Origin of the sequence: Curtobacterium sp. MCLR17_055 (assembly GCF_003234305.1) — a bacterium.
GTDB lineage: Bacteria > Actinomycetota > Actinomycetes > Actinomycetales > Microbacteriaceae > Curtobacterium > Curtobacterium flaccumfaciens.
Map to the genome: position 1 here is coordinate 13,041 of NZ_QKSX01000028.1, position 15,644 is coordinate 28,684.

At 72.0% G+C, this 15,644-nt stretch carries 20 protein-coding genes; 8 read left to right on the plus strand and 12 right to left on the minus strand.

Features of this window, described 5'->3' with window-relative positions:
• Nucleotides 1–5 precede the first annotated feature (5 nt).
• From DEJ09_RS17335 to DEJ09_RS17355, 5 genes are read right to left on the minus strand one after another with little or no spacing between them, the layout of a single operon-like run.
• Nucleotides 6–608 carry a hypothetical protein gene (locus DEJ09_RS17335; protein WP_111089398.1) on the minus strand — a complete coding sequence of 201 codons (603 nt, stop codon included), beginning with the start codon at nt 606–608 and terminating at the stop codon, nt 6–8.
• Nucleotides 605–1,219 (minus strand): hypothetical protein, encoded by a 615-nt coding sequence (locus tag DEJ09_RS17340; RefSeq protein WP_111089399.1) that lies wholly within the window; start codon nt 1,217–1,219, stop codon nt 605–607. The genes DEJ09_RS17335 and DEJ09_RS17340 overlap by 4 nt, the downstream gene beginning before the upstream one ends.
• Nucleotides 1,216–1,587 carry a hypothetical protein gene (locus DEJ09_RS17345; protein ID WP_111089400.1) on the minus strand — a complete coding sequence of 124 codons (372 nt, stop codon included), beginning with the start codon at nt 1,585–1,587 and terminating at the stop codon, nt 1,216–1,218. The genes DEJ09_RS17340 and DEJ09_RS17345 overlap by 4 nt, the downstream gene beginning before the upstream one ends.
• Nucleotides 1,584–1,775, minus strand: a complete 192-nt coding sequence (locus DEJ09_RS17350) for a DUF2273 domain-containing protein (RefSeq protein WP_027464859.1) — start codon at nt 1,773–1,775, stop codon at nt 1,584–1,586. The genes DEJ09_RS17345 and DEJ09_RS17350 overlap by 4 nt, the downstream gene beginning before the upstream one ends.
• Nucleotides 1,772–2,278, minus strand: a complete 507-nt coding sequence (locus tag DEJ09_RS17355; protein ID WP_071404342.1) for an Asp23/Gls24 family envelope stress response protein — start codon at nt 2,276–2,278, stop codon at nt 1,772–1,774. The genes DEJ09_RS17350 and DEJ09_RS17355 overlap by 4 nt, the downstream gene beginning before the upstream one ends.
• Before the next feature lie 167 nt (nt 2,279–2,445).
• Between DEJ09_RS17355 and DEJ09_RS17360 the strand changes: the two genes are divergently transcribed.
• Entirely contained in the window at nt 2,446–3,282 is an 837-nt protein-coding gene (locus DEJ09_RS17360; RefSeq protein WP_111089401.1) for an exodeoxyribonuclease III, read from the plus strand.
• Nucleotides 3,283–3,412: 130 nt separating this feature from the next.
• Nucleotides 3,413–3,661, plus strand: a complete 249-nt coding sequence (locus tag DEJ09_RS17365) for a hypothetical protein (protein WP_027464862.1) — start codon at nt 3,413–3,415, stop codon at nt 3,659–3,661.
• A gap of 33 nt (nt 3,662–3,694) precedes the next feature.
• On the opposite strand, the gene DEJ09_RS17370 is transcribed toward DEJ09_RS17365, so the two are convergent.
• Complete coding sequence (locus tag DEJ09_RS17370; protein WP_232536581.1) at nt 3,695–4,042, minus strand: aldehyde dehydrogenase; 348 nt, start codon at nt 4,040–4,042, stop codon at nt 3,695–3,697.
• Between DEJ09_RS17370 and DEJ09_RS18270 the strand changes: the two genes are divergently transcribed.
• A complete protein-coding gene (locus DEJ09_RS18270; protein WP_173032071.1) occupies nt 4,041–4,190 on the plus strand; it encodes a hypothetical protein in 150 nt (49 codons plus the stop codon). The genes DEJ09_RS17370 and DEJ09_RS18270 overlap by 2 nt on opposite strands.
• 277 nt (nt 4,191–4,467) lie before the next feature.
• Here DEJ09_RS18270 and DEJ09_RS17375 read toward each other — a convergent pair whose 3' ends face one another.
• Nucleotides 4,468–5,391 carry an AEC family transporter gene (locus DEJ09_RS17375; protein ID WP_111089402.1) on the minus strand — a complete coding sequence of 308 codons (924 nt, stop codon included), beginning with the start codon at nt 5,389–5,391 and terminating at the stop codon, nt 4,468–4,470.
• 84 nt (nt 5,392–5,475) lie between these two features.
• On the opposite strand from DEJ09_RS17375, the gene DEJ09_RS17380 reads away from it, so the two are divergent.
• From DEJ09_RS17380 to DEJ09_RS17390, 3 genes are all read left to right on the plus strand, one after another.
• Nucleotides 5,476–6,072, plus strand: coding sequence for a nitroreductase family protein (locus DEJ09_RS17380; RefSeq protein ID WP_027464865.1), 597 nt, complete (start codon nt 5,476–5,478; stop codon nt 6,070–6,072).
• A gap of 82 nt (nt 6,073–6,154) precedes the next feature.
• Nucleotides 6,155–6,589, plus strand: coding sequence for an acyl-CoA thioesterase (locus DEJ09_RS17385; protein ID WP_017886352.1), 435 nt, complete (start codon nt 6,155–6,157; stop codon nt 6,587–6,589).
• Between the two features lie 82 nt (nt 6,590–6,671).
• The gene (locus tag DEJ09_RS17390; protein WP_071404337.1) at nt 6,672–7,430 is read left to right on the plus strand and encodes an HAD-IIB family hydrolase; all 759 of its coding nucleotides are present in this window, start codon (nt 6,672–6,674) and stop codon (nt 7,428–7,430) included.
• 100 nt (nt 7,431–7,530) lie between these two features.
• Here the strand turns inward: DEJ09_RS17390 and DEJ09_RS17395 are convergent, their stop codons facing one another.
• Nucleotides 7,531–8,151 (minus strand): phosphoribosylanthranilate isomerase, encoded by a 621-nt coding sequence (locus DEJ09_RS17395; protein ID WP_111089403.1) that lies wholly within the window; start codon nt 8,149–8,151, stop codon nt 7,531–7,533.
• 55 nt (nt 8,152–8,206) lie between these two features.
• The gene (locus tag DEJ09_RS17400; protein WP_111022754.1) at nt 8,207–9,259 is read right to left on the minus strand and encodes a serine/threonine-protein kinase; all 1,053 of its coding nucleotides are present in this window, start codon (nt 9,257–9,259) and stop codon (nt 8,207–8,209) included.
• A gap of 198 nt (nt 9,260–9,457) precedes the next feature.
• Between DEJ09_RS17400 and DEJ09_RS17405 the strand changes: the two genes are divergently transcribed.
• A complete protein-coding gene (locus tag DEJ09_RS17405; RefSeq protein ID WP_027464869.1) occupies nt 9,458–9,661 on the plus strand; it encodes a DUF2945 domain-containing protein in 204 nt (67 codons plus the stop codon).
• Between the two features lie 3 nt (nt 9,662–9,664).
• On the opposite strand, the gene DEJ09_RS17410 is transcribed toward DEJ09_RS17405, so the two are convergent.
• Nucleotides 9,665–10,438 (minus strand): DedA family protein, encoded by a 774-nt coding sequence (locus tag DEJ09_RS17410; RefSeq protein ID WP_258373947.1) that lies wholly within the window; start codon nt 10,436–10,438, stop codon nt 9,665–9,667.
• 51 nt (nt 10,439–10,489) lie between these two features.
• A complete protein-coding gene (locus DEJ09_RS17415; protein ID WP_181433408.1) occupies nt 10,490–11,641 on the minus strand; it encodes an ROK family transcriptional regulator in 1,152 nt (383 codons plus the stop codon).
• A gap of 62 nt (nt 11,642–11,703) precedes the next feature.
• Between DEJ09_RS17415 and DEJ09_RS17420 the strand changes: the two genes are divergently transcribed.
• The gene (locus tag DEJ09_RS17420) at nt 11,704–13,401 is read left to right on the plus strand and encodes a beta-N-acetylhexosaminidase (protein ID WP_111089406.1); all 1,698 of its coding nucleotides are present in this window, start codon (nt 11,704–11,706) and stop codon (nt 13,399–13,401) included.
• Between the two features lie 81 nt (nt 13,402–13,482).
• On the opposite strand, the gene DEJ09_RS17425 is transcribed toward DEJ09_RS17420, so the two are convergent.
• Nucleotides 13,483–15,570, minus strand: coding sequence for a fructose-specific PTS transporter subunit EIIC (locus DEJ09_RS17425; protein ID WP_111089407.1), 2,088 nt, complete (start codon nt 15,568–15,570; stop codon nt 13,483–13,485).
• Nucleotides 15,571–15,644 lie beyond the last annotated feature (74 nt).

Below are 15,644 nucleotides of genomic sequence, written 5' to 3' on the forward strand. Positions count from 1 at the left end.
GACGCTCAGTGCACGCGGTCCGGGCGGGAGGACCCCGACCCACCACGGGCGATCTCGAGCAGCACGGGCAGGCGTTCGCCGAGCAGGGCGTCCAGGTCGGCGACGACGGCCTCGACCCGTTCGGTGATCTCCCGCGGCGCGGCACCCCGGCGCGGACGGACCCGCACCCGGATCGCCCGACCACCACGGACCCGGTAGACGTCGACGGCGAGCGAGCCGACCTGGGGCATGTCGCCGATGGCCGAGGAGAGCGCGTGCTGCACGGCCGTGGACTCGATGCGCACGGAGCCGGCGACGCCGTCGGCCGAACCGTCGCTGTCCACGACGGTGCTCTCGCGGCCACCGCCGAGCGTCGTCAGCACGACGAGTGCGAGCACGCCGAGCACGACGCCACCGCCGAGCACGCAGGTCCACGCGAACACCGAGTCGTCACGCGACGCCCCGGTGCCGAGTCCGGCGAGGGCATCACCGACCACGCGCCACCACGATGCGACGAGGGGCACCCCCTGGGCGGTCTGCACCAGGATCGCGGCGACCCCGGCGACGAGCAGGACGAGCCCGAGCACGACGAGCGCCGCGCGGCCGAGCGCGCGGTTCGTGGCGTTCATCCGTCCACCCGTCCGGTCGGCTGCACCCGGACCCGCGCGGCCAGCGTCGGCTGCGCGTCGATCGCGGCGAACTCCCGCTCGACGGCCTCGGTCGCGGCGACCGCGGGGACGTCCACCCCGGCTGCGGGCCGGAGCACGACGTCGACCGTGCGGCGGCCGACGGTGCCCACGGCGGCGTCGGCGCCCAGACGGGTCGCGGAACGGGCGGCTCGGGCCGCGGCGGAGGCCAGGACCTCGTCGTCGACGACGACTGCGAGCCGGTCGGACGACATCACGTGCCGCGGACGGCGCTGGGGCAGGATCCCCTGCAGCAGGAGCACGAGGCCGATCAGGGCCACGACGGCGCCGATGCCGATCACGATGGTGGTGTCGAGGCCGTCCGGCGCGGCGAGGGCGGTGTCCACGACGGCACGGGGGTCGACACCGAGCACGTTCTGGTCGAGCAGGACGAGCGCACCGGCGAAGACCGCGGCGGCGGCGAGCACCAGGGCGATGAGCATCGCGACGACGACTGCGCCGGAGCGGGAGACGTGGGTCTCGCGGCGCAGCAGGCGGCGGTGGGTGGCAGCGTGGTCCCCGGTGGGCGCGCCGACGAGGGGTGGGGCGGTCACCGGACCCTCCGCGGGGTGTCCACGACCGACGAGGCGAAGGTCACGGTCACGCGGGCGACCTGTCGGCCGGTGATGGTGCGGAAGCGCTCGGCGATCGTGCCGCGAGCCCGGTGCGCCGTGGCGACGACGGGTTCGTCGGGGAGTGCGTGCGAGCCCAGCACCGGCAGGGCGAGCGGGGCGGTGATCTCGACCGCCAGCGCGCCGCGGCCGTCGTCCGCGACCCGGGCACGGACCTCCCGGAAGGCAACGCGCAGCGCTTCGGCGGCGACCGCCTGGGCGGTGTGCACCAGCGCGGACGTACCGATGCGGTCGGAGCCGCGGAGCCGGACGCCGCTGTCGCCGGCCGTGGCGACGGCGGCGTCGCTCACGACGAGCTCCGGCGTCCGCGCAGCACGTCGAGCAGGCGGCGGAAGTCGACGTCACCCGTGACGATGCGGGCGACCAGTGCACCGACCGCCATGCAGACGGCGACGACGACGAACGCCCAGAACCCGAGCGTCACGGCGACGATCGCGAGCAGGGCGCCGGTGCCCATCCCGACGACGGTGGCGTTCACCGGACTCGACCGTCCCGGGTGTCGAGCTCGTCCGCGACGCCGTTGAGCGCCGGGATGTTCACGTCGTTGATGGCGATGTTGACCTCGGTGACCTCGAGGCCGACGAGTTCGGTGACGGCGTTCGTGACGGCGGCACGCACAGCGGAGGCGACCTCCATCATCGGCGTCGGGTAGTCGACGACGATGGTCAGGTCGACGGCGACCTGGGTCTCACCGACCTCGACGCGGACGCCCTGGCCGAGCGCGCTCGAGCCGATGGCGTCGCGGATGGCGCCGAACGCCCGCGAGGCGTTGCCGCCGAGTGCGAAGACACCGGGGACGTCGCGGGCGGCGATGCCCGCGACCTTCGCGACGACCGTGTCGTCGATGATGGTCCTGCCCTTGGCGGTGACCTGCGTCGTGGTGGTGCCGGCGGGCTGGGCGCTCCCGGCCCCGGTGCCGAGCGTGGCTCCGGTCGTGGTCCCGGTCGGGGTCCCGTCGACGCGGTTGGTCGTCGATGCCATTGCTGCCTCCGTGCGGTCGATTGCTGGCCTCCAGCGAACACCATCGTGCCGTACGCCGCACAGGCGGCGCACGTCGCGCCCGCCGCACAGGCGGCGCACGTCCCGCCCGCCCGTGCCGCTGGTCTCGCCGACCTCGTCGTCAGTCGGCACCGGTAGGTTCTTGTTCCATGCGCGTGGCGACCTGGAACGTGAACTCCGTCCGCACCCGAGTGGGTCGGATCGTCGACTGGCTGGTGCGTGAGGACATCGACGTCCTCGGCATGCAGGAGATCAAGTGCAAGCCGGAGCAGTTCCCGGTCGAGCAGTTCGAGGCCGCGGGGTACCACGTCGAGGCGCACGGCCTGAACCAGTGGAACGGCGTCGCGTTCGCCAGCCGGCTGCCGATGGAGGACGTCACCCGCGACTTCCCCGGCCAGCCCGGGTTCCTGAAGGGCCACGAGGGGCCGGACCTGCCGGTCGAGGCCCGCGCGATCGGCGTCACCGTCGACGGCGTGCGGCTCTGGAGCCTCTACGTGCCGAACGGCCGCGAGCTCGGCGACCCGCACTACACGTACAAGCTCGACTGGCTCGCCCAGCTGGCCGACCGCACCTCGGAGTGGATCGAGGCGTCGCCGGAGACCCCGCTCGCACTGATGGGCGACTGGAACGTCGCACCGCTCGACCAGGACGTCTGGGACATGCGGGTCTTCGAGGGGTCGACCCACGTCAGCGAGCCCGAGCGGGCAGCGTTCCGCGAGTTCGAGGCGCGGGGTCTGCAGGACGTCGTCCGCCCGATCGTGCCCGACGGCTACACCTACTGGGACTACAAGCAGCTGCGGTTCCCGCGCAACGAGGGCATGCGCATCGACTTCGTCCTCGGTTCGCAGGCCTTCGCCGACGTCGTCACCGACGCCTCGATCCACCGGAACGAGCGCAAGGGCGACGCCCCGAGCGACCACGTCCCCGTGGTGGTCGACCTCGACCTGGACACGTCCCTCGACGACGACCGCCCGATGATCTTCTGATCGGAGTCGGGTCACCGGCCCGGCCCGGCGCCCGTCCGGCTCTGTTACGCCCGGCGTCCGCCGTGATTGAGCCGTCCGTCACGCCGACGTAGGTTTCCTGCACCGAACCCCTTCGAGAGCAGGTGAAGCCATGTCCCGCACGACGATCCTTCCCATCCAGCGCCTCATGGCGACCGCGGCCCCCGGTGCATGGCGCGACGGCATCGTCGTCGAGACCCGCGCAGCCGACGCCGTGGTGCTGTTCCTCGACGGGAGCATCACGCAGCTGCGGGTGGCGGACGCCGACGGCGTCCTGTCGGTCGGCGAGCCGGTCGCCCACCACCCGGTCGCAGAGATCCTCAGCGCCGGCGGTCGACAGACCACCGCACGCGTCGCGTAGCGCGCACGCGTCGGGGAGCGCGCACGGAGCGGGTCAGGCCGCCATCGAGTCGAGCATCGCCTGGCACTTCGACACCATCTCGTCGCAGGCCATGGCGCAGTAGCGGCACGACTCGTCCATGTCCTGGTGCTGGCGGCACTCGGCGGCACACGCGGTGCCCATCGCGACGACGGCCATGAGCATCGCCTGCATCGCGGCGGTGTCCATCCCCATCGGACGCATCATCATCCGCATGCCGGTGTCGGCGAGCATCGCGGTGTTCGAGCACATCGCGGCGCAGGTGGCCATCTCGCCGCCCATCCGCATGTCGGCAGCCGAGCACATCGTCGCCGCCATCGACGCGGCGTTCATCGCCATCATCGTGTCCTGCATCATGTCCATGTCCATCTCCATGGGCATGTCCGTCATCGACATGTTCTTCATCATCGCCATCGTGTCCATCGCCGGTCTCCTCGTCGTGGTCATCGGTCACGGGGCGGTCCGCCCCGCGTGCCCGCCAGGGTACGCGCGTGCCGTCCGCGCTTCGTGAGCAGGAATGGTCGGGTCCGCGACCGCCACCCGACCGTTCCTGCTCACCATCCGCGGTGGTCGCCACCACGGCCGGACGGGAGGCCCGGTGCGCGCCCGCCACGGGCCTCCCGTCCGCCCGGACGCGCGTCCGGGGCGCGGAAGACGCCGGCGTGTCCGCACGACGCCCGCAAGAGCGCGAGACGCCGCCGTATGCGGCGGCGTCTCGGCGACATCGAGGCGTCTCGACAACACGACGGCGTCAACCGGAAGCCCACACGCCGGCGTCTCGACGACCGCTACGGGTGCAGCAGGGCGGCGATCGCGACGAGCACGGGCACCGAGCCGAGCGTCGAGATGAGCACGACGTCGCGCGCCACCGGCACCGCTGCCCCGTACCGCTGCGCGTAGTTGAAGACGTTCTGCGCCGCCGGCAGGGCGCCGAGGGTGGTGAGCACGAAGACCTCCTGGTCGCCGAGCCCGAACACGAACCGGGCGAACACGAACGCCACGGCCGGCATCACCACGAGCTTGATCGACGACGCCACGATGACGTCGGTCCGGATCGCCGGGTCCCGCAGCGGGGTCGCACCGTGCAGGCTCATCCCGAACGACAGCAGCACGACGGGCACCGCGGCCGCGCCGACGAGCGAGAACGGCTCGAGCACCGGGGCGGGCAGCGTGATCCCGGTCGCCGAGCACACCAGCCCGACGAGCGAGGCGATGATGATCGGGTTCCGGAACGGCCCGGCGATCCGCCGCCCCCATCCGCCGCCACCCGCGGTCGCCGCGTCGAGGATCGTCAGCGCGATCGGGGCCATCACGACGAGCTGCAGCAGGATCACCGGGACGACCGCGGTCGCCTGGCCGAGGACGTACACGGCCACCGGCAACCCGATGTTGTTCGCGTTCACGTAGCTCGACGCGAGGGCGCCGACGGTGGTCGTGGTGACGGGGCGGCGCAGCACGAAGCGGAACACGGCGGCGGCACCGAGGGCGACCATGGCGGCGCTCAGCAGCGAGACCCAGAGCATCGAGGACAGCAGCGACGCGATGTCGGCGGTCGCGATGGTGTGGAACAGCAGGCACGGCATCAGCACGAAGAACGCGAGCCGGCTCATCACGAACTGCGCGTGCGGGCCCAGCAGGCCGATGCGTCCGACGACGTACCCACCGGCGATGATCGCGCCGATGATCGCGAAGCCGGTCAACACGCCACCCATCCCGTCCATCCTGGCACCTGCCGGCGGTGATGTGACGTCACTCAGGTCGGAAATGCGGACGCATCGAATACCGTTGAGCGCATCATGACCTCGACGAACGCCGACACCCTCACCCGGTCCACCGACTCCAGCCAGCCGCTCGTGCCGCTGCTCGAGGAGCGCTGGAGCCCCCGCTCCTACGACGAGACCGCGACGATCTCGGACGACCAGCTCGACGCCGTCCTCGAGGCCGCTCGCTGGGCACCCTCGGCCATGAACTTCCAGCCCCGCCGCTTCATCGCCGGCCGCCGCGGCACCGAGACGTTCCGGAAGATCAACGAGAACCTGCTCGGCTTCAACGCCGCCTGGGCCTTCCGCGCCAGCGCCCTCGTCGTCGGCGTGCTCGAGACCGTGACCGCCGACGGCGAGGAGCGCCCCTTCGCGCAGTACGACCTCGGCCAGTCGCTCGCCGCCCTGACGGTGCAGGCGCACGCCGAGGGGCTGCACGTGCACCAGATGGCGGGCATCGACGCCGCCGGGCTCCGTGCCGCGTTCGACCTGCCCGAGCGCTTCCTGCCGTACACGGTCACGGCCGTCGGCACCGTCGCGCACCCGTCGCAGCTCGACGACAAGGCCGCCGAGCGCGAGGTCGCCCCGCGCACCCGCATCCCCCTCGACGAGGTCGTCCTCGTCAAGGAGTGAGCACCGGCGGCACCGCCGCCCGCGATCGCCACGACGGCCGCGTCCCTGCGGGGGCGCGGCCGTCGGCGTACCATGACGTGACATGGATCAGCACCAGGACGACGCCCCGCCGGAGATGAACTTCTACACCCGGAAGTGGGTGCGACCGGAGGACCTCAACGCCAACGGCACCCTGTTCGGCGGCAGCCTGCTCCGCTGGATCGACGAGGAAGCCGCGGTCTACGCGATCATCCAGCTCGGCAACGGCAAGGTCGTCACGAAGTACATGTCGGAGATCAACTTCCTGTCCTCGGCGAAGGAGGGCGACATCGTCGAGATCGGCCTCGTCGCCACCCGGTTCGGCCGCACGTCGCTGACCATGCGGGCCGAGGCGCGCAACCTCTTCACGCACCGCAGCATCCTGACGATCGACGAGGTCGTGTTCGTGAACCTCGACGAGGACGGCAACCCCGCCCCGCACGGCTACACGGACATCACCTACGCGCGCGACCGGGTCCCCGCCACGCACCGCGCGTGACCCCGCAGACTTCGCGCAGCACCGGGGCACCCTGTTGGTCGCACCCTGCGGGTGGTCGGCGGGCTCTGGCAGGATCGGGGGCATGACCACGCCCCGCCTCGTCGCCTTCGACCTGGACGACACGCTCGCCCCGTCGAAGTCCTCCCTCGACCCCCGCATGCTCGAGACCTTCGCGTCCCTGCTCGAGGTCGTGCCGGTCGCGGTCATCTCCGGCGGCAACTTCACCCAGTTCGAGCAGCAGCTGGTCACCCCGCTCCGGCAGCGCGACGGCCTGACGCTCGACGCCCTGCACCTGCTGCCCACCTGCGGCACCCGGTACTACCGCTGGGAGGACCAGGACTGGGCACTGCAGTACGCCGAGGACCTCACCGACGAGCAGAAGGACCGCGCCCTCGCCGCGGTCGAGGCCCGTGCGAAGGAAGCCGGGTACTGGGAATCCGAGACCTGGGGCGCCATCCTCGAGGACCGCGGGTCGCAGATCACGTTCTCCGCCCTCGGCCAGTCCGCCCCGGTGGACGTCAAGAAGCAGTGGGACCCGACCGGCGAGAAGAAGGACCACCTGCGCCGTCTGGTGCAGCAGGACCTGCCCGACCTCGAGGTCCGCTCGGGCGGCTCCACCAGCATCGACATCACCCGCAAGGGCATCGACAAGGCCTACGGCATGCAGCGTCTGGCCGAGATCACCGGCATCGCGCTCGACGACATGCTCTTCGTGGGCGACCGGCTCGACCCCGAGGGCAACGACTACCCGGTGAAGGCGCTCGGGGTCCCCTGCCACGCGGTGCAGGGCTGGGAGGACACGGACGCGTTCCTGACGGAGCTCATCCCCACCCTGCGCTGACCGCGCGGCGGACGGGAGGCCCGTGGCGGGCCCGCACCGCGCCTCCTGTCCGTCCGCGGTCGCGTCCAGAGCCGCGAACGCGACCGACGTGGCCGGGCGCTCAGCCCAGGCTGCGGACGGCCTCGACGAAGGCGCGGATCTTGGCGGGGTCCTTGACGCCGCGCTCGGACTCGACCCCGCTCGACACGTCGACGCCGTCGGGGTCGAGCGCCTCGACCGCGGCGACCACGTTGGCCGGGGTCAGCCCGCCGGCGAGGATCCAGGCCTCGTCCACGCCGTCGATCGTGGCCGGGTCGATCAGGCGACCGCTGCCGGGCACGGCGGCGTCGAGCAGCAGCAGGTCGTGGTCGAACGCGGCGCGCTGCTCGGGCGTCTCGCGCAGGTAGTCCTCGGCCGCGATGGCCCGGATGGTGAAGAAGCCGGCGTCGCGCGCCCGGGCGAAGTCGGACGCCGACTCGCCACCGTGCAGCTGCAGCGTCGTGAGCCCGACCTCGGAGGCGATGCCGACGATCTCGTCGATCTTCTGGTCGCGGAAGACCCCGACGGCGTCGATGCCGTCCGGCACCCGCTCGACCAGTTCCTTCGCCAGGTCGGCGGTGACGGTCCGGGGGCTGCCCGCCGCGAAGACGAACCCGACGGCGTCGGCACCCGCGTCGACGGCGGCGTCCACGGTGTCGGGCGTCGACAGGCCACAGATCTTGATCCAGCGCTGGTCGGTCATGCTGTCCATCCTGCCAGGGTGCTCCGGTGCCCGGAGCACGGAGCCGCCGGGCGGGTCAGTGCAGGGCGCCCGCGACGTAGGCGGCCACGCACGCCGCGGTGACGCCGAAGGCCGCGAAGGACCCGACCAGGACGTTCCGCCGACGCCAGCGACGCACCGCCGAGAACGTGCCGCGCCTGGCGTGCCGGTGCGCGGCACGGTGCATGCGGTGGTCGCGCTGGTGCTTCACGCGTTCCGGACCGAGCGGCACCGGGCCGGTGATCTGGGTGGACCCGCCGCGCAGCGCGTTGGCGATGGCGACCGCGGTGGGCCGGCGCTCCGGGTCGCGGGCCGTCATCCGGCTGAGCAGCTCGCGCCACTCGTCGGCGACGTCGTCCGGGACCTCCGGGTCGCGGCGGAGCCGGGCGAGTGCGGCCTCGATGAGGGTGCCCGAGTACTCCTGCTTGCCGGTCAGCGCCTCGAGCAGGACGAGCCCGAGCGAGTACACGTCGGTGGCGAAGCTGATCGGTTCGCCGGCGACCTGCTCCGGGCTGAGGTAGGCGGCGGTGCCGATGACCGTGCCGTCGTTCGTCAGGCGGGAACCGTCGACGAAGTGGGCGACGCCGAAGTCGGTGAGCTTGACGGTGCGGGCGAACCCGGACGAACCCTCGTCGCTGATCAGGATGTTGGCGGGCTTGACGTCGCGGTGCACGATGCCGCGGGAGTGCACGTAGGCCAGGGCGTCGGCGAGCTGCGCACCGAGGTCGGCCACCTCGTAGTTGTGCAGGGCGCCCTCGGACAGGCGGCGGAGCAGCGTCGTGTCGGCGATGAGCTCCATCACGATGAACCGGTGCGGGCCGTCCTCGAACTCGTGGGTGCCGGCGTCGTACAGCGGGATGAGTCCGGGGTGGGAGAGCATGCTGAGCAGCCGGATCTCACGCTCCTGGCGGACGCGGTCGGCGGTGGTCATCTTGTCCGGGGTCGCGAAGAGCTTCACGGCCACGGCCCGGTACGTGTGCTCGTCTCGGGCTTCGTAGACGGATCCCATGCCGCCGGTGCCGATGAGCTTCACGAGCCGGTACCGCGCAGAGAGGACGGTGTCCGCCCGCGCGCTGTCCAGCAGGGTCATGGTGTCCGTCGTCCCGTCCGGAGCCCGTGGTTCCGCGGCCGCTGCCGGCGTGTGGGCTCAGGGGAAACGGTACGCGTCCGACTCTCGATCCGCATGGCCGTTACGACATCGTGATCGCCGTACTTCCCTGAGTTCCCGGGGATCGACGGGGTACAGTCCGACCTCCACCAGGACGAGGAATCGCGCAAGGAGGACAGCATGGCGTTGTCGAAGGGTGACGAGGTGCACTGGAACACCTCGCAGGGCAGGACGACCGGCACGCTCGTGCGCAAGCGGACGAGCGACTTCGAGTTCGACGGGCAGCACTTCAGGCCGACCGACGACGACCCGTACTGGATCGTCGAGTCGGAGAAGAGCGGCAAGCAGGCCGCCCACAAGGAGTCGGCGCTGACGAAGGCCTGAGGCTCAGTCGCGGGCGGGCTCGGCGCGACGACGACCCCGGGCACCGCCCACGGCAGGGCCGCCGGCGGCGTCGCCGTGGTCGTCGTCGGGGCCGCCCGCACGCCGCTCGGCGCGGACACGGCGGACCCGGCGCACGACGAAGGTCACCACGACCGCGGCGATCGCGACGTAGAGCACGCGGTCGATCCACTCGGTGTACGCCTCGACCTGGTCGTACTGCGACCCGAACGCGGCACCGAGCAGCACGAGCGCGCTGTTCCAGATGCCGCTCGCGATGATCGTGAACACCGAGAACGTGCCGAGGTGCATGCGGTCGGCGCCGGCCGGCAGCGAGATGAGACTGCGGACGATCGGGACGAACCGGCCGAAGAACACCGCGCTCTTGCCGTGCCGGTGGAACCAGCCGGCCGCCTTGCGGAAGTCGTCCTCGTCGACGAGGGGCAGCTTGCCGAACCACCGCGTGGTGCGTTCGAACCCGATCTTCGCGCCGAGCCAGTACAGCACCAGCGCTCCCAGGTACGAGCCGATCGTCGCCAGCACCAGGACCAGGACCAGGTTCATCTGGCCGGCACCCGCGAGGAACCCGGCCAGCGGCAGGATGACCTCGGACGGGATGGGTGGGAACACCGTCTCGACGAAGAGCATCAGCCCGACGCCCCACTCCCCCAGCGCGTCGATCAGCTGCAGCACCAGGCCGGAGAGCCCGCCGAGGTCGGACGGAGCGGTGGAGTCGCCACTGGCGACGGTCATGGCACGGGCGGTCACGGCAGTCGTCATGCCCCCAGCATCCCTGAACGCCCTGTCAGGACCCGGCACGCTCCCTGGGTGTCAGCCGAGTCCCATGTGAGCGGACCGGACGTGCGCGAGCGACCGGGCGAGCGCGCCCCGGGCGACGGCGTCGCGACCGACGGTCGACGGGGCGAACACCACCGGGTGCCGGAGCTGTGGCGTGACGATCTCGTCGAGCGCGGCGCAGAACACCTCCGCCGCCGGCAGGACCTCGCCACCGACGACGACGACCTCGGGGTCGATCGTCGTCACGAGCTGCACGACGCCGGGTGCCACGTCGGCGGCGAACGCACGGACGGTCTCGACGGCCGACACCGAGCCCTGGGCCGCCGCCACGAAGACGGACTCGAGGTCCGTGCCGGACGGGATCCGGGCCTCCAGGCGGGCGGGCGCGGCGGGCCAGCCGGTCGAGGCGATGCCGCCCATCTCGCCGGCCGCACCGCGCGCACCGCGCGCCAACGAGCCGTCGACCACCAGGGCGGCACCGATCTGCCGACCCATCACCAGGTACAGGGCGTCCCGGACGCCGTGGAACCGCCCCCACCGCGCCTCGGCCGTGGCCGCCAGCTTGGCGTCGTTGTCGAAGAAGGTGGCGACCCCGGGGAAGAGGTCCTGGATCCGGCCGGGCACCCGTCGCTCGACCCACTCCGGCACCGCGACCGTGTAGTCGATCGCGCCGTCGCGGTCGACGACCGCCGGGACCCCGAACGTGGCACCGAGCACCGGCGCACCACCGGCGGAGCCACCGACCGTGCCACCGACGGGCGCCGTCAGCCGACGGACGACGTCCTGCACGCTCGACCAGGCCTGTTCGGCGTCGGCGAGGTCGGTGTAGCGCTCCTCGACGCGGGCGAGCGTGACGCCGCGCAGGTCCGCGCGCACGCCGACGATCCCGTGCAGGCCCAGGTCCACGCCGAGCACGGAGCCGGCCGACGCGTCCGCGGCGAAGCGCTTGGCGCGACGACCGGCCTTGTTCGGGGTGGCGATCGCCTCGGCCTCGGTCACCCAGCCCTCGTCGACCAGGTCGGCGAGCGCCGCCTCGACCGTGGGGCGGGAGAGTCCGACCGTGCGCCCGAGCTCGGTGACCGTGCGGGAGACGTCGTCGCGCAGGAGCTCGTCGAGGATCGCCCGCGAGTTCATCTGCCGCAGGACGCCGGGGGTCGTCCCCACGACACCGGGGGTCGTTGACACGGTCTGCTCCACGGCCATAGCCTCCACATTACGAAAGATCATTGAGGAATGGTGGCTCCGACATGCTCGTCCCACGACCGCGCCGCACCGCTCCCGGTGTCGGGGCCTTCGCGATCACCCCGTCGACCCGGATCGCCGCCGACCCGGCGAGCGAGTCCGTCCGACTGTACCTGCAGCAGACCCTGCGGGGATCGACCGGGTTGCCGGTGCGGGACGCCCTCGACGACACGGCACCGGGGGCCGGCACGATCGCACTGCGCGTCGCCAACGACCCGTCCCTGCCCGCGGGCCCGACGACGCCGCAGGGCGACCGGGCGGAGTCGTTCCGCCTCACGGTGACGCCGGACGGCGTCGACGTCGTCGGCGGCTCACCCGCCGGGGTCTTCTACGGTGTGCAGGCCCTGCTGCAGCTGCTGCCCCCGGACGTGTACCGCCGCGGCCGGGTCGCGACCGGTCCGTGGTCCGTCCCCGCCGTGGTCGTCGAGGACGCCCCCGCCTTCGCCTGGCGTGGCGTGATGCTCGACGTCGCCCGGCACTTCCGGACGAAGCACGAGGTCATGCGGGTCGTCGACCAGCTCGCCGCGCACCGGATCAACCGCCTGCACTTCCACCTCACCGAGGACCAGGGGTGGCGCATCGAGATCCGGAAGTACCCGCGCCTGACCGAGGTCGGTTCCTGGCGTCGGGAGTCCCAGGTCGGCGCGCACGTCCCCGGGCCGGACGGCACACTCGTCGTCGCCGGGTTCGACGGCCGCCCGCACGGCGGGTACTACACGCAGGACGACATCCGCGAGATCGTGGCGTACGCGGCCGACCGGTTCGTCACCGTCGTCCCCGAGATCGAGACCCCCGGGCACGTCCGCGCGGCGCTGGCTGCCTACCCGTCGCTCGGCGTCACGGGCGAACCGGTCGAGGTGTGGACGGAGTGGGGCATCGCCGACGACGTCCTGAACGCCGAGGACGCCACGATCGACTTCTTCAAGGACGTCCTGGACGAGGTCATCGCACTCTTCCCCTCCGGCTACATCGGCATCGGCGGCGACGAGTGCCCGAAGGTGCAGTGGGAGACCGACCCCCGCACCCAGGAGCGCATCCGCGAGCTCGGGCTGCAGGACGAGGAACAGCTGCAGGCCTGGATCATCGGGCAGCTCGCCGCACACGTCGAGTCGCACGGCCGGCGGGCGTTCGGGTGGGACGAGATCCTCGAGGGCGGCACGCTCGACCCCTCGGCCACCGTCGTCTCGTGGCGTGGACTGACCGGCGCACGGACCGCAGCCCGCCGCGGACACGACGTCATCTCGTCGCCGGACGACCAGGTGTACCTCGACTACCGGCAGAGCGACCTGTCGACCGAGCCGATCCCGGTGTCGATCGTGCTCACCGTCGACGACGTCTTCGCCTTCGACCCGGTGCCGTCCGGACTCACCGACGCCGAGCGCGCCCACGTCATCGGCGGCCAGGGCAACATGTGGACGGAGCACGTCGACTCCGCCCGTCGGCTCGACTACCAGCTCTTCCCCCGCGTCGCCGCCCTCGCCGAGGCACTGTGGTCGGCCGACGTCACCGGGCCGCGCGACCTCGCCGAGTTCCGCGGACGCCTGGCCGAGCACACCGCCCGGCTCGAGGCCATGGGCATCGAGTACCGGCACGAGGCCGGGCCGTTCCCGTGGGAGCAGCGACCGGGCGTCCCGGGGCGCCCGCACTCGCGTGAGGAGCGTGCGGCGTACATCGACGCGGTCACGGCGAACATCGCCGAGTAGCACGCGTCGCGACCGGACGACGGACGGGAGGCCCGGTGCCAGCTGGCACCGAGCCTCCCGTCCGTCATGTACTGCGGTCGACTACGCGGCGACCGGTGCGCGCTGGCCCACCGTCTCGCCGGCCACGGCAGCCTCACCGGCCGCAGCGGCCTCGTCGACGGGGCGACGACGGACCCACTTCTTCAGGGCGACGAGCACCAGCGCGGACACCACGGTCCCCGCCAGGATCGCGACGACGAACATCAGGACGTCACCGATCGCGAAGAAGACGAAGATCCCGCCGTGCGGCGCTCGCGAGGTCACGCCGGCAGCCATCGAGATCGCACCCGTGATCGCGGCACCGACCATCGACGCCGGGATGACGCGCAGTGGGTCGGCTGCGGCGAACGGGATCGCACCCTCGGAGATGAAGGACGCACCGAGGAGCCACGCGGCCTTGCCGTTCTCACGCTCCGGCTTCGTGAAGCCCTTGCGGTAGAGCACGGTCGAGGCGAGCGCGAGTGCGAGCGGCGGCACCATGCCGGCCGCCATGACGGCGGCCATGATCTCGAACGGCACCACGTTCGTGGCGGTCCCGGCACCGAGCCCGGCGACGGCGAACGCGTACGCCACCTTGTTCACCGGACCACCGAGGTCGAACGCCATCATCAGCCCGAGGATGATCCCGAGCAGGACGGCCGAGGCACCCGACAGGGAGTTGAGCCAGGCGGTGAGCTCGGTCATGACCCAGGCGATCGGGCCACCGAGCACCAGGAGCATGAGGCCCGAGGCGATGATCGACGCGAACAGCGGGATGATCACGACCGGCATCAGACCACGCAGCCAGCGCCAGGTCGGGATGCGCCCGATCCAGTACGCGGCGGCACCGGCGATGAGGCCACCGACCAGGCCACCGAGGAACCCGGCGTTCATGAACACCGCGATCGACCCGGCCACGAAGCCCGGTGCGATGCCGGGACGGTCGGCGATGGCGTAGGCGATGTACCCGGCGAGTGCTGCGACCAGGAACCCGAGCGACACCTGTCCGATCTGGAACGCGGCGGCGCCGAGGTAGTAGCCGAGGCCCTCCGGCGGCAGGTTCAGCAGCGTCGAGTTCGTCAGCGTGTAGGCAGCGTTGCTCATGCCCGAGTCGCCGTGGTTCAGCGCGATGCCGTACCCGGAGAGCAGGAAGCCGAGCGCGATGAGCAGTCCGCCGCCGGCCACGAACGGGATCATGTAGCTGACGCCGGTGAGGAGCCAGCGCTTGAGCGACTGGCCGAAGTGCTCGTTCTTGGCGGTGGACTCGCCCTCGACGGCGGCACCACCCTGCACGCGTGCGGCGTGCGGGTCCTCCGAGGCGCGGATGGCCTCGGCGATCATCTTGTCGGGCTCGTCGACACCGCGCTTGACGGGTCCGGACACGAGCGGCTTGCCGGCGAACCGACCGCGATCGCGGACGTCGACGTCGACCGCGAACACGACGGCGTCCGCACGGGCGATGAGGGCCGGGTCGAGGGGTTCGACCTGCGAGGACCCCTGCGTCTCGATGTGCATCTCGGCACCGGCACGCTGAGCTGCGGCGACGAGGGCATCCGCCGCCATGTAGGTGTGCGCGATGCCGGTCGGGCAGGCGGTGACGCCGACGAAGACCTTGCGGCCCGCCTCCGGCGCGGTGGCCGGTTCGGAGGCACCATTCGCCTTCCCGACGCCGGCCTCGGCCACTTCGCCGCTCACCTCGTTGTCGACCAACCGGACGATCTCGTCGGGGGTGGTCGCGGCACGGAGCGCGGCGGTGAAGTCCTCGCGGATGAGCGCACGGGCCAGGGTCGAGAGGACCGTCAGGTGGTCCTTGTCCGCCCCCTCGGGCACGGCGATCATGAAGACGATGTCGGCGTCGCCGTCCGGGGCGCCGAACGGCACCTTCCGGGCCAGGCGCGAGAACGCCAGCGTCGGCTCGGACACCGACGCCGACCGGGCGTGCGGGATGGCGATGCCGCCGGGGACGCCCGTTCCGACGCTCGCCTCGCGCTTGATGGCGTCGTCGGCGAGCGTCGCGCCGTCGGCGGCGCGGCCGGTCGCGGCGACGCGATCGGCGAGCACCCGGATGACGTCGGTCGACGTGGCGCCGAGGTCCTCGTCGAGGCCGACGAGCTGTGCGCTGATGAGGCGCGGACTCGAGTCTGCGGACATGTGCTTGCTCCTTCGCAATGGCGCTGATCGCGCGGTGGTGCAGGTGTTCGTGGGGTGGTCGGGCGGGGTGGGGA

What these genes read in the sequence shown, in the direction of transcription:
- DEJ09_RS17335 (WP_111089398.1), bottom strand. Translation starts at nt 608, where the DNA reads ATGAACGCCACGAACCGCGCGCTCGGCCGCGCGGCGCTCGTCGTGCTC.
- DEJ09_RS17355 (WP_071404342.1), bottom strand. Translation starts at nt 2,278, where the DNA reads ATGGCATCGACGACCAACCGCGTCGACGGGACCCCGACCGGGACCACG.
- DEJ09_RS17360 (WP_111089401.1), top strand. Translation starts at nt 2,446, where the DNA reads ATGCGCGTGGCGACCTGGAACGTGAACTCCGTCCGCACCCGAGTGGGT.
- DEJ09_RS17365 (WP_027464862.1), top strand. Translation starts at nt 3,413, where the DNA reads ATGTCCCGCACGACGATCCTTCCCATCCAGCGCCTCATGGCGACCGCG.
- DEJ09_RS18270 (WP_173032071.1), top strand. Translation starts at nt 4,041, where the DNA reads ATGTCCATCTCCATGGGCATGTCCGTCATCGACATGTTCTTCATCATC.
- DEJ09_RS17370 (WP_232536581.1), bottom strand. Translation starts at nt 4,042, where the DNA reads ATGGACATGATGCAGGACACGATGATGGCGATGAACGCCGCGTCGATG.
- DEJ09_RS17375 (WP_111089402.1), bottom strand. Translation starts at nt 5,391, where the DNA reads ATGGGTGGCGTGTTGACCGGCTTCGCGATCATCGGCGCGATCATCGCC.
- DEJ09_RS17380 (WP_027464865.1), top strand. Translation starts at nt 5,476, where the DNA reads ATGACCTCGACGAACGCCGACACCCTCACCCGGTCCACCGACTCCAGC.
- DEJ09_RS17385 (WP_017886352.1), top strand. Translation starts at nt 6,155, where the DNA reads ATGGATCAGCACCAGGACGACGCCCCGCCGGAGATGAACTTCTACACC.
- DEJ09_RS17390 (WP_071404337.1), top strand. Translation starts at nt 6,672, where the DNA reads ATGACCACGCCCCGCCTCGTCGCCTTCGACCTGGACGACACGCTCGCC.
- DEJ09_RS17395 (WP_111089403.1), bottom strand. Translation starts at nt 8,151, where the DNA reads ATGACCGACCAGCGCTGGATCAAGATCTGTGGCCTGTCGACGCCCGAC.
- DEJ09_RS17400 (WP_111022754.1), bottom strand. Translation starts at nt 9,259, where the DNA reads ATGACCCTGCTGGACAGCGCGCGGGCGGACACCGTCCTCTCTGCGCGG.
- DEJ09_RS17405 (WP_027464869.1), top strand. Translation starts at nt 9,458, where the DNA reads ATGGCGTTGTCGAAGGGTGACGAGGTGCACTGGAACACCTCGCAGGGC.
- DEJ09_RS17410 (WP_258373947.1), bottom strand. Translation starts at nt 10,438, where the DNA reads ATGACGACTGCCGTGACCGCCCGTGCCATGACCGTCGCCAGTGGCGAC.
- DEJ09_RS17420 (WP_111089406.1), top strand. Translation starts at nt 11,704, where the DNA reads ATGCTCGTCCCACGACCGCGCCGCACCGCTCCCGGTGTCGGGGCCTTC.
- DEJ09_RS17425 (WP_111089407.1), bottom strand. Translation starts at nt 15,570, where the DNA reads ATGTCCGCAGACTCGAGTCCGCGCCTCATCAGCGCACAGCTCGTCGGC.